Origin of the sequence: Neotabrizicola sp. VNH66, assembly GCF_049445895.1 — a bacterium.
GTDB lineage: Bacteria > Pseudomonadota > Alphaproteobacteria > Rhodobacterales > Rhodobacteraceae > Pseudogemmobacter.
Map to the genome: position 1 here is coordinate 288,545 of NZ_JBMSDW010000004.1, position 12,160 is coordinate 300,704.

A 12,160-nucleotide genomic window follows, 5' to 3' on the forward strand; every position below is an offset into this window, starting at 1 on the left:
CCTATGTCCGCAGCACACCCTTTTTCAGGATGATGTTCGCATAAAGCCGCCGCTCTCCGGTCGCGATCACCGCATAGGCGGTCTTCGTGCGGTCATAGAAGGCGAAGCGGTCCACCGGCTCCAGCACCAGCGGGCGGCCTTCGGCGGCCAGAAGCGCGGCCTCGAATTCCGGATAGATGGCGGGGCGTTCACCGGGGGCATCCATGGCGGCGGCGGGCTGTTCGACGAAATCATCCAGCGGCAGAACGGACAGCACCGCCTCCAGCGCATCGGTCGCGGTGATGCCGGGCATGCGGATCAGCCGCTGTGCCACCGCGGCGGCCGGAAAGTTCGCATCGGTGATGACGATTTCATCGCCATGTCCCATGTCAGACAGGATCGCCAGCAGCTCTCCGGTCAGGAGGGGATTGATGGTTTTCAGCATGAAAATCTCCTGTCAGGCGGTATGCAACGCGGCGTCAAGATCGGCCCACAGGGCCTCGGGCAGGTCGGTGTCGAACCATTCGACATTCTGGCGCAGCTGCGCCGCGGTCTTGGCGCCGATCACCACGCAGGTGACGGCGGGGTGCCGCATCGGAAAGCGGATGGCGGCGGCAGCCAGCGGCACGTTGTGGTCGTCGCAGACCGCCCGCAGCGCCTCGACCCGTGCGACCACGGCAGGATCGGCATCGGCATAATTGAACTTCTTGCGCCCGCCTTTCGGCGCCGCGAGGATGCCGGAGTTGTAAACACCGCCAAGCGCCAGCGCGACATTGCGGCGCTGCGCAAGGGGCAGGAACGTCTCGGCCGCATCACGGTCCAGAAGCGAGTAGCGCCCGGCCAGCATGCAGCAATCAAGGTCGGTCTCTTCCAGCGCGTCGCGGATCACCTCCCATTCGTTGACGCCAAGGCCAAAGCCGCGGATGTTGCCCGCCGCCTTCAGCTCCTGCAACGCGCGGAAACCCCCGCCACGGGTCAGCGCCCCCCAATGGTGATCATGCAGATCGGCATGGGTGACCCGGCCGATGTCATGGACATAAAGCAGGTCGATCCGGTCCATCCCAAGGCGCTGCTGGCTGTCGTCAAAGCTGCGCATCACCCCATCGTAGGAATAGTCAAACACCTCGCGGAAGGGCAGCCCGTTCCACCAGCCGGGGTCCAGCGGGTTTTTCGGCGGTTCGGGCGGCAGCTTGCGCCCGGCCCGTTCGGTGGTCATCAGGCGCCCCACCTTGGTGGACAGGACATGGCTGCCATCGCCTTCGCGCAGGCACTCCCCCACCAGATGCTCGGACCGGGTCAGCCCATACATCGGCGCGGTGTCGAAGTAGCGGAGGCCAAGGTCCCATGCGGCGGACAGAACCTCCTGCGCCTGTGCCTTGGGCACATCGGCATAAAGCCCGCCCAGCGGAGCAGAGCCGATGCCAAGGGCGGTCACCTCCAGCCCGGTGGAGGCGACTTTGCGGCGGGTGGTGGCGGTCAGGGTCATGACACTCTCTTTCAGCTGTGGGCGGGGCCGCGGGTGCGGCTGCGGGCAAAGACCACCAGCCCCACACCGATCAGCAGCAACCCGCCGCGGACGATCTGACGTTCACTGTCGGTCCAGCCCAGCAAGGCGGCGCCGTTCAGCAGGCCGATCAGAAAGATCACCGCGGCCAGCGTGCCGATGACATTGGGCTTGCCCAGTTTCAGCGCCATGCCGCCCAGCAGCACCGCGGTCAGCCCGTCGAGGAAGTAGGAGGTGCCCAGATAGGGCTGGCCGGAGGACAGGTTTGCCGCCAAGAGGATGCCCGCCAGCGCCGAAACCACGCCGGACAGGACATAGAGCATGAAGAGCATGCGGTTGACCGGCACCCCTGCCTCCACCACGGCGGCGCGGTTCTGCTCCATCGCGTAAATATAATGGCCGAAGGTCAGCCGGTCCTGCACATACCAGGCGATCAGGTAAAGCAGGCCGACGATGATGGCGATGCCCGGGACCACACCAAGCCGCAGGCCCAGAAGCTGACCGACAAAGCCGGTGGATGAGAGCGAGATCGAGGTCCCCAGCCCGATGGCCGCCGCGATGGAGGCGGCAAGCGCGCCGGTGGCGATGGTGATGACCAGCGCGGGCAGCCGCAGCCCGGCCACCAGCCCGGCATTCAGCAGCCCGAACAGCACCCCCACGGCCAGCCCGCCCAGTGTGCCAATGCCCCAGCCCTGCCCCGCCTGCACCAGCGCGGCCACCACCATATTGGCCAGCGCCGCGACGGACATGAAGCTGACATCAATCTCACCGGCGGCGACGATCAGCGTCAGGCCCAGAAACATCAGCGCAGCAATCGAGGCCGACATCAGCATGCCATGGATATTCCCCGGCGCGATGAAGGTGGGGCGCAGGCTGGCAAAGACCACGAAGACCGCGATCACCAGAATGAAGAAGCCATAACGCATGAACAGATCTCCTCTCAGGCGGGGCATGGCGCCCGCGGTCAGCGGCGGCGAGGGGATGTCGGTCATGCCAGCCTCTCTTTTTTGCGGGCGAAGATGCGGCCGATCAGAGCCGAAACGCGCGGGTCGAAGACAGCGATGGCCAGGATCAGCACGGTGCTGACGATGGCATCGGAATAGTAATAGGGAATGGCCAGAAGCGTGAATCCGTTCAGCATGGTGGACATCATCAGCGTGCCCGCCAGCGTGGCCCCGACCGAGGGCCGCCCGAACAGCGCCGCGCCCAGATAGACGGCGGCAAAGGCTGGCATCAGCAGTTGGTTCCCGGCGGTGACATTCGCCGCACCGGAGGACGCCACCAGCAGCGTGATAGACAGGCAGGCCATCATCCCGCAGATGGCAAAGGCCGCGACAATCAGGCTGCGCGTCGGAATGCCCGAGAACCGCGCGGCCAGCGGGTTCTGCCCGGTGGCATAGAAACCATGACCAAAGCGCGAAGCGTGGAGCACGACAAAGCCGATGAGTGCCGCGCCCATCAGGATGGCAAAGGGCTTGTCAAGACCAAGGAACTTCTGGTCGTTCAGGTCAAGGATGCCCGACATGAAGAAGTTCTGCGAAATCGACGTGCCGTTCGAGTAGAAGTAGGAGAACCCCACGGCCAGACCGCCGGTGGCGATGGTGGTCACGATATCGGGCAGGCGGAACTTGGCCACGGCGATGCCGTTCACCAGACCGAAGGCCACCCCCACGGCCAGCCCCCCCGCGACCGACAGCCAGAGCGGCATGCCGATGGCGATCAGCCAGCCCAGCGTCATCGCGCCAAGAGAGGCCACGCCGGGGAAGGACAGGTCGAAATGGCGCACGACGATGACGAAGGTCAGACCAAGCGCGGCCAGCCCCTGCACCGACATGTGCCGCATCAGCGCGCGCAGGTTGCCGGTGGAAAGGAACGCCGGATTCTGCGCCCAGAACAGGCCCGCGATGATCGCCAGAAGCGCGGCAAAGGCCGCAAGGCGGACCAGAAGACGGCCGGAAATCATGCTGCCACCCCTCCCATGATGCCGGCGGCCAGAAGCTGGTCGCGCGTGGTGTCGGTCGAGGGCGTGCCGATGGGCGCCCCCTTGTAGAGCGCGACGGTGCGGTCCGCCACGCCATGCACCTCATCACAGTCGGAAGAGATGACGATGACCGCGGCATCGCGGGCAATCTCGCGCATCAGGGCATAGATCCGGGACCGCGCCCCGATATCCACGCCGACGGTCGGCTCCACGAAGATATAGACGCCCGCCTGCCGGTAGAGCCCCTTGGCGATGACCACCTTCTGCTGGTTACCGCCGGAAAAGCCGCGCAGCGGCCGGTCCAGCTTCATCGGGTAAAGGTCCACCTTCTGCGCCAGCGCGGCGGCCTGACGGCGGTTGTCGCCGAACCGCAGCAGCCCCGCCCAGGAAGCGCGGCCCAGATTGGCCACCGTGGTGTTGAAGACGACGTTTTCGTCCAGCGTCAGCCCCTCGGTCCTCCGGTCGCCGGGCACAAGGAAGATCCCCGCCCCCAGCGCCTGCGCCGGAGAGGTGAAGCGCACCGGCTTTCCCTTCAACCGCATCTCGCCCGCATCGGGCTGGATCGCGCCAAAGATTGCCTTCGACAACTCATCCACGCCCGAGCCGACAAGGCCGAAGATGCCAAGGATCTCGCCCTTGCGCGCGGCAAAGCTGACGTTGCGGAACAGACCTTCGGCGCCCAGCCCCTTCACCTCGAGCATGACTTCGCCGCCGCCCAACCCGGTTTTCGGCGGGAAGGACAGGCCGGTGTCGGAATCCAGCATCAGGTTCGGGATCGAGATATTGCGCGCCTTCGCCTCGACCGCGGTAAAACTGGCCACGTTGCGCCCGCCGCGGAAGACGGTGAAACGGTCGGCAATCTCGAACACTTCCTCCAGACGGTGGGTGATGTAGATGATGGCGATACCCGCCGCCTGCAGCGTCCGCATCATGGAAAAGAGCGAGGCCTTCTCGCGTTCCGTCAGAGTCGAGGTCGGCTCGTCCAGGATCAGGATCCGGGTGTCCTCCTGCCGCAGGGCGTGCAGGATCGCCACGATCTCGCGGTCCACGGCGGGCATGTCGGCCACCTTGCGGCCAAGGTCGATGTCGATGGGAAAGCGTTTCAGGATCTGCGCCGCACGAGCGGCAATGTCAGGGCGGTTCACGCGCGCGAACAGGCCCGGACGCCCACCTTCATGGCCCAGATAGATGTTCTCGGCCCCGGTCAGATCGCCCACCAATTCCGGGTGCTGCTGCACCACCGCCACGCCCGCCTCGATCGCCGCGCGGGGAGAGCCGAGCTCCTGCGGACGGCCCCCGATTTCGATCATGCCGGCATCCTTGGTATAGACACCCGACAGGATCTTGATCAGCGTGGATTTCCCCGCGCCGTTCACGCCCAGAAGGGCGTGGATTTCCCCCGCCCTCAGATCGAAATCCACATTGTCCAGCGCCTTTACGTCGCCGAACCGCTTTTCGATCCCGCGCATGGCAAGGACCGTTCCCGAAGCCGCCGTCATCCCCTGACCCTTTCGCGTTTCCCAAAATCCCGGAGGCGGGCGGTGTCTGGCGCCGCCCGCCTCCGGATCAGGTCAGAGCACCCGGTTCCAGCCCAGCTTGGCCGCTTCGCCGGGAACGTCGTAATTGTCGGGAATCGTCGCCAGCGGATCCAGCGAGGCCTTCGTCACCGCATAGGTCGAGGTGATGACGAAGCGCGGCGCCAGACGGCCGGCAGCCACTTCCTGCGCGTAGAAAGCGTTCATATAGGCCATTTCGTAGAAGCTCTGCGCCATGGTCAGTTTGAACGGCGAATCCGCCTTGATGTATTCGAACGACTGCTGGCCGCCGTCGATGCCGGTGATCATCACGTCCCGGCCCGCGGCGCGGATCGCAAGGGTGCCTTCCGAAGCCGCGCCGTCCCATGCGCACCAGATGGCATCCAGTTCGGGGTTGGCGGTCAGGATCTGGTCCACCACCTGCCGCGGCGTGGTCGATCCGCCCAGCGCGAAGGCGATTTCCGAAACGATCTCAATCTCCGGATAGCGCACGAAGACCGACTTCGCGCCAAGGGTGCGCTGGTCCCAGCTTTCGTTCGACGGCAGCGAGACAAGGGCCACCTTGCCCTTGCCGCCCAGCTGATCGGCAATGTACTGGGCCGGATAGGCACCAAGGCCAAAGTTGTTCGACATCGCGGTCGAGGTCACGGTGACATTCGGCACGTAGCTGTCACCCACGAAGATCGGAATGCCCGAGGCCACGGCCTGCTGCACAGCCGGAGAGATGGCCGCGGCATCGGCCGGGGTGATGAAGATGGCCGTGGGCTTGGCTTCCACGAAGGCCAGGATCTGATCGGCCTGCTTCTTGATGTCATAATTGGCATCGGCAATGGTCAGCGTGCCACCCAGTTTTTCCACCGCATCGGTATAACCGGCCACGATCTTGCGGCCCGATTCCCAGACCGTCCACCCCAGCGAGGCACAGAGGGTCTTGTCCGCATTCTGCGCGAACGAAAAGTCGGGACGGGCCAGCGTGGCCGCAACGGTTGCCGCGGCCCCCACGGACAGCAGGCCGCGACGGGTGAGCCGGATGCCGTTGTAGCTGTCGACGAACTGGGGCTTTTCGGTTTCGATGGTCATTGTTTTCCTCCCAAACGGGCGTTCTGCCCGGTTTCCCTTGGTCCCTTTCCGAACCCTCCCCGGGTTCGGCTCCTCCCCGCACAAGGCCGCTCTCAGGCGGCGTTATGCAGAATTTCCAGATATTCGGCCTGGGTGGCGATGCGCGGATTGGTGCCGTGGCAATGGTCCTTCAGCGCCGCATGGGACACTTGCTCCATCATTGCCTCGGTCACGCCCATGTCGCGCAGGCCTTTGGGCATGCCGATCCGGCGGTTCAGCGCCTCGATCACCTCATCCGGGGCGCCGCCCATCCGCGCGGCGAGCACATCCCATTTCGCCCCGATCACGCTGCGGTTAAACCGCAGGACGGCGGGCATCAGCACCGCGTTCAGCGTGCCGTGATGCAGGTTCAGCTCGCGGATCGCGCCCAGCGGATGGGTCAGCGCATGGACCGCGCCCAGCCCCTTCTGGAACGCCATCGCGCCTTCCAGCGCGCAGGTCATCATGTCGCGCCGGGCGTCGCGGTTCGTGCCGTCGGCCATCGCCCGCTCCAGCGCGCGCATCCCGCAATCCAGCCCGTGCAGGGCAATCGCCTCGGCCGGAGGGTTGAAGGCGGGGGCCATATAGGTCTCAAGACAATGCGAGATCGCATCCATTCCGGTCGCCGCGGTCAGCCGGGGCGGCAGGCCATAGGTCAGCTCCGGGTCGCAGAGCGCGATGGACGGCAACATGAAGCCCGACAGGATGCCCAGCTTGCGCCCGTCCGCGGTGATGATCACCGCCGCGCGCCCCACTTCGGACCCGGTGCCCGAGGTGGTGGGGACCGCGATCATCGGGCAGATCCGGCCATGGATGCGTGCCACGCCGCCGGCAACGGCGGTATATTGCTCCAGCGGGCCTTCGTGCCCGGTCAGAAGCCGCACCGCCTTGGCCAGATCCAGCGACGACCCGCCGCCAAGACCGACGATACCGTCGCAGCCTTCGGCCACATAGATCGCATGGGCCGCGATCACGGCCTCTTCGGTCGGGTTGGCAGGGGTGCCGTCAAAGACCACCGCGCCGGGCAGCATGTCCTGAACCCGCGCCACCAGCCCGGTGGCCACCAACCCTTTATCGGTGGCGATCAGCGGGCGCTTCACACCCAGACCGGCGAGAAACTCCGGCAGGCGGGCGATCTCGCCTTCGCCGAATTCGATGCGAGTCAGATAGTTGATCGTGCTCATCCGCGCCCCCGAAGGACTGCGGCGATGGCGCCATTCTGCATGTCTCTCTCCCTTGGGCGGCGGGCGCCGCCTCCGGTCGCGCAGCCCTGAAGAATCAGGAACACTGCCCGAACCGATATATGAGTTAGTTAGGCCACTGATATATGAGTCTGTCAACGGGGCACGAAAAATAATTGCATATCCCCAGAAAACGGCGCTATCTACCACTGGGAGAGGAGCAAATCATGCAGATTCGGCCGGCGCAGAAAGCGGATCAAGTATATGAGTTGCTGCGGCGCTCGATCATCATGCTGGAGATTCAGCCCGGCGCACCCATTGTGGAAAAGGACATCTGCGCCGATCTGGGCATGTCCCGCACCCCCGTGCGCGAGGCGGTGCAGCGCCTGGCTGAAGAGGGGCTGGTGAACGTCATCCCCCATTCCGGCACCTATGTCAGCGGCATCTCGTTTCAGGTGGCCGAGGAAGGCTTCGTCATCCGCCGCGCGCTGGAGATCGAAAGCGTCCGCCGCGCCGCAAAGAACTATACCGAAGAAGCCGGGGCCGAGCTGGACGCGATCATGGCCCGCATGCGCCACCTGATCGAAACCGGCCAGCTGGACCAGTATCTGGACGAGGACGACACCCTGCATGCCGCCCTTGCCCGGCTGAGCGGGATGCCCCGGATCTGGAAATTCATCACCATGGCCAAGGTGCATCTGGACCGCATGCGCCAGCTTTCGGCGCCGGTTCCGGGGCACCTTGCCATGGTCACCGAACAACACGCCGCCATCGTGGCCGCGGTCCGCGCGGGCAAGCCCGATCAGGCGGAACTGGCCATGCGCATCCATCTGGAAACGTCCTTCGACGTGATGGCGCGGCTTTATCAGGAACGCACCAGCATGTTCTCGGTCGAGGGGTCCTGATGCAGGACAAGCCCAATTTCATCTCGCCGCTGATCCGGCTGAACCCGGCGGATAATGTGGCGGTGGCGCGCGAACGCATCGACCCGGCCGAGATGCCCGAGGTCGATGGCATCCGCCCGCTGGCCAAGATTCCGCGTGGGCACAAGATGGCCACGGCGGCCATCGCCCGCGGTGCGCCGGTCACGAAATACGGCCAGACCATCGGCTTCGCCTCAGAGGACATCGCCCCCGGCGCCCATGTCCATGTGCAGAACCTGACGGTGGGAGAATTCACCCGCGACTATGCCGTGGGCGTGGATGCGGTGGAACCGCAGATGCTGCCCGCCGATCAGCGCGCCCGTTTCATGGGCTATGCGCGGGCCGATGGCCGGGTGGGGACGCGGAACTATATTGCCATCATCTCCTCGGTGAACTGCTCGGCCACGGTGTCGCGCGCAGTGGCGCAGCATTTCGCGGCCCCCGGCGCGATGGACCGCTTTCCCGGCGTGGATGGCGTGATCGCGCTGACATGGGGCGGCGGCTGCGCCTTCAACACCAAGGCCGAAGGCTATGCCTATCTGGCCCGCACCATGGCCGGATATGCCACGCATCCGAATGTGGGCGGCGTGTTGATGATCGGTCTGGGCTGCGAGACGAACCATATCCCCAGCCTGCTGGAGCGCGAGGGTCTGGCCGAGGGCGACCGCCTGCGCACCATGACCATCCAGCAGGTCGGCGGCACCCGCCGCACCATCGAAGCGGGCATCCGCGCCGTGGAAGAGATGATGCCGCTGGTCGGCAGCGCGGAACGCACGCCGCAATCGGTGGCGCATCTGGCGCTGGCGCTGGAATGCGGCGGGTCGGATGGCTATTCCGGGATCTCCGCCAATCCCGGCCTTGGCTTTGCGGCCGACCTGCTGGTGCGGCACGGCGGCACGGTGATCCTGTCGGAAACGCCCGAGATCTATGGCGCCGAGCATCTGCTGACCCGCCGCGCCGCCAGCCCCGCCGTGGCGGAAAAGCTGTTGCAGCGCATCGACTGGTGGCGCGACTACACCCGCCGCAACAATGCCGAGATGGACAACAACCCCAGCCATGGCAACAAACAGGGCGGGCTGACCACCATCCTTGAAAAATCGCTGGGCGCGGTGGCCAAGGGCGGGATGTCGCGGCTGAACGCCGTCTATGAATATGCCGAACGGGTGACGGAGCACGGGCTCGTCTTCATGGACACGCCCGGTTACGACCCGGTGGCCGTGACGGGGCAGATCGCGGGCGGTGCCAATCTGATCGCCTTTACCACAGGCCGCGGCTCGGTCTCGGGGTTCAAACCCACACCCACGCTGAAGCTGGCCACCAATTCCGAGATGTATCGCCACATGTCCGAGGACATGGACATCGACTGCGGCACGGTGGTGACCGGGGGCGAAACCATCGAGGCGCTTGGCCACAGGATCTTTGACCTGCTGGTCGCCACCGCCTCGGGTCAGCAGACGCGCAGCGAAGAGCTGGGCTACGGCGACAATGAATTCGTGCCGTGGCAGGTCGGCGCGGTGATGTGACACGGCCAGGCGGAAGGCCCCGCACGGGCCACTGCCGAGCATGGGAGGATTTCGGGACATGAACGCGATCGACGGCCACTATGATGTGGTGATCGTAGGGGCCGGCGTGGGCGGCGGGGCGATGGCGAACAGGCTGTCGGCAGCGGGCGCGCGGGTCTTGATGATCGAACGCGGCAATTACCTGCCGCGTGAGGCCGACAACTGGTCGGTAAAGGCGGTGTTCCACGACCGCAAATATACCGCCAAGGAAACTTGGCGCGACAAGGACGGCAAGCCGTTCAACCCGTCCACCTTCTATTATGTCGGCGGCAATTCGAAGTTCTTCGGGGCGGCCACCGTCCGCTTCCGGAAAGAAGACTTCGAGGACCTGCAGCACGAAGGTGGCGTCGCCCCCGGCTGGCCCTGGACCTATGACGATTTCGCCCCCTATTACGACGAGGCGGAGCGGATGATGGGCACCCATGGCACCGCGGGCGCCGATCCGATCGAACCGCCACGCTCCGGCCCCTTCCCCTATCCTGCCATCGGGCATGAGCCGGAGATCGAGGCCATCGGCGAAAAGCTGCGGGCGCGGGGGCTGCGGCCCTTCCCGCTACCCATTGCGATTGACCGCCACAAGGGCGGCGCCTGCATCCGCTGCGCCACCTGCGACGGCTTTGCCTGCAAGCTGGGCGCCAAGAACGATGCCGAGGTGCGGCTGGTCGGCCCGGCGCTGGCCTCGGGCCGTGTGGATCTGGTCTTGGACACCAAGGTACGCCGCCTGCTGACCGATCCGACCGGCAAGCGCATCACCGGGGTCGATCTGGAAACCGGCGGTCAGGGCCGCACGATCACCGGCAACCTGTTCATATCGGCCGCGGGGGCGATCAATTCGGCGGCGCTGCTCCTGCGGTCAAAGACGGATCGGCACCCGGGCGGGATCGGCAATAACACATCGGACCTGCTGGGCCGCAACTACATGGCCCATAACAACACGGCGATGATGGCGGTGAACCCATTCAAAAAGAACCGGGTGACCTTCCAGAAGTCCATGGCGATCAACGACTTCTACCTTGCCAACGACCATCGCCCCTATCCTTTGGGCAATGTGCAGGGTCTGGGCAAGCTGCAGGGCGGCATGCTGACCGCCAATGTGAAATTCATCCCGGAATGGATGATGGACCTCTTTGCCACCCGCTCGGTCGACTGGTGGATCATGTCCGAAGACCTGCCGGACCGGAACAACCGGGTGACGGTGGACAGCGACGGCACCATCCGCGTGGCCTACACCCCCAACAACGAAAAGGCCCATAACGAGCTGGTGAAGGTCTGGGCCAAGACCATGCGCGCCGTGGGCTATCCGCTGATCATCACGCAGCGGATGGATATCACCGTGTCGATGCACCAATGCGGCACCGCGGTCTTTGGCCGCGACCCGGCGACCTCGGTGCTGGATCCGTGGTGCAAGGTCTGGGACGTGGACAACCTCTATGTGGTCGATGCCTCGTTCCTGCCGTCCTCGGCGGGGTTCAATCCCTCGCTGACCATCGTGGCGCAGGCGGTGCGGGTGGCCGAACACATCACGCGCGACGTGCTGAAGATCAGCGCCGCCGCCTGAGGCGGGCGCGGCCGGAACAAGGATATCGGGGAGGATATCATGACAGAGGGAAACCGGGGTCTCTTCGACCTCTCGGGCCGGGTGGCCGTGGTCACCGGCGCCTCGCGCGGGATTGGCGAGGCTTTGGCCAAGGGGCTTGCGGCGCAGGGGGCGACGGTGGTGGTGAACTACCGGTCCGCCGCGGACCGGGCCGCAAAGGTGGTGGCCGCCATCGAAGCCGCGGGCGGACGGGCCATGGCGATCAGGGCCGATGTCAGCGTTGAGGCGGATGCCGACCGGCTGATTGCGGAAACCGTGGCCGCCTATGGCCGGGTGGATATCCTGATCAACAATGCGGGCATCGTGCTGCCCGCCGCGGCCGAAGATTGCAGCCTGGACGACTGGCGCCGCACCATGTCGGTGAACCTTGACGGGGTCTTCCTCGTCTCGCGCGCGGCGGGGCGGCAGATGATCGCGCAGAAATCCGGCAGCATCATCTCCATCGGGTCCATGTCGGGCCGCATCGTGAACTGGCCGTTCCGGCATGCCGCCTATAACGTGTCCAAGGCCGGGGTTCATATGCTGACCAAGGCTTTGGCCACCGAATGGGCGGAGCATGGCATCCGGGTGAATGCCATCGCGCCCGGCTATATCCGCACCGAACTGACCGATGAGGTGCTGAAGGAACACCCCGATGTGGTGCGCGACCACTGGGCCAAGGGCGCGGTGCAGAACCGCATCGGCGGCGTCGAGGAGTTGGTGGGCGCCACGGTCTATCTCGCCTCGGACGCGGCCAGTTTCACCACCGGGGAAATCATCACCATCGACGGCGGCCTGACGCTGCGCTGAGGGAGACGACC

11 protein-coding genes are annotated in these 12,160 nt (G+C 65.4%); 4 read left to right on the forward strand and 7 right to left on the reverse strand.

Translation table 11 applies throughout. The features are described 5' to 3' along the window. Position 1 precedes the first annotated feature (1 nt). The 7 genes from ACO2Q5_RS08250 to ACO2Q5_RS08280 all read right to left on the reverse strand — a co-directional run bounded on the left by ACO2Q5_RS08250 (position 2) and on the right by ACO2Q5_RS08280 (position 7,281). Complete coding sequence (locus tag ACO2Q5_RS08250) at positions 2-424, reverse strand: RbsD/FucU family protein (RefSeq protein WP_423289796.1); 423 nt, start codon at positions 422-424, stop codon at positions 2-4. A gap of 12 nt (positions 425-436) precedes the next feature. Further along, positions 437-1,465 (reverse strand): aldo/keto reductase, encoded by a 1,029-nt coding sequence (locus tag ACO2Q5_RS08255; RefSeq protein ID WP_423289798.1) that lies wholly within the window; start codon positions 1,463-1,465, stop codon positions 437-439. A gap of 11 nt (positions 1,466-1,476) precedes the next feature. Further along, positions 1,477-2,475, reverse strand: a complete 999-nt coding sequence (locus ACO2Q5_RS08260; protein WP_423289800.1) for an ABC transporter permease — start codon at positions 2,473-2,475, stop codon at positions 1,477-1,479. Then, a complete protein-coding gene (locus ACO2Q5_RS08265; protein ID WP_423289802.1) occupies positions 2,472-3,446 on the reverse strand; it encodes an ABC transporter permease in 975 nt (324 codons plus the stop codon). Before ACO2Q5_RS08265 ends, ACO2Q5_RS08260 begins: the two co-directional genes overlap by 4 nt. Continuing rightward, positions 3,443-4,963, reverse strand: a complete 1,521-nt coding sequence (locus ACO2Q5_RS08270; protein ID WP_423289804.1) for a sugar ABC transporter ATP-binding protein — start codon at positions 4,961-4,963, stop codon at positions 3,443-3,445. Before ACO2Q5_RS08270 ends, ACO2Q5_RS08265 begins: the two co-directional genes overlap by 4 nt. 72 nt (positions 4,964-5,035) lie before the next feature. Beyond that, positions 5,036-6,079: a sugar ABC transporter substrate-binding protein gene (locus ACO2Q5_RS08275; protein ID WP_423289806.1), complete on the reverse strand. Its 1,044-nt coding sequence runs from the start codon at positions 6,077-6,079 to the stop codon at positions 5,036-5,038. A 92-nt stretch (positions 6,080-6,171) separates the two neighbouring features. Continuing rightward, complete coding sequence (locus tag ACO2Q5_RS08280) at positions 6,172-7,281, reverse strand: iron-containing alcohol dehydrogenase (protein WP_423289808.1); 1,110 nt, start codon at positions 7,279-7,281, stop codon at positions 6,172-6,174. Positions 7,282-7,505: 224 nt separating this feature from the next. Between ACO2Q5_RS08280 and ACO2Q5_RS08285 the strand changes: the two genes are divergently transcribed. From ACO2Q5_RS08285 to ACO2Q5_RS08300, 4 genes are read left to right on the forward strand one after another with little or no spacing between them, the layout of a single operon-like run. Continuing rightward, positions 7,506-8,183, forward strand: coding sequence for a GntR family transcriptional regulator (locus tag ACO2Q5_RS08285; RefSeq protein ID WP_423289810.1), 678 nt, complete (start codon positions 7,506-7,508; stop codon positions 8,181-8,183). After that, positions 8,183-9,724, forward strand: coding sequence for a UxaA family hydrolase (locus tag ACO2Q5_RS08290; protein ID WP_423289812.1), 1,542 nt, complete (start codon positions 8,183-8,185; stop codon positions 9,722-9,724). Before ACO2Q5_RS08285 ends, ACO2Q5_RS08290 begins: the two co-directional genes overlap by 1 nt. Positions 9,725-9,782: 58 nt before the next feature. Beyond that, complete coding sequence (locus tag ACO2Q5_RS08295) at positions 9,783-11,321, forward strand: GMC family oxidoreductase (protein WP_423289814.1); 1,539 nt, start codon at positions 9,783-9,785, stop codon at positions 11,319-11,321. A gap of 39 nt (positions 11,322-11,360) precedes the next feature. After that, a complete protein-coding gene (locus tag ACO2Q5_RS08300) occupies positions 11,361-12,149 on the forward strand; it encodes an SDR family NAD(P)-dependent oxidoreductase (RefSeq protein ID WP_423289816.1) in 789 nt (262 codons plus the stop codon). The last annotated feature ends 11 nt before the right edge of the window (positions 12,150-12,160 follow it).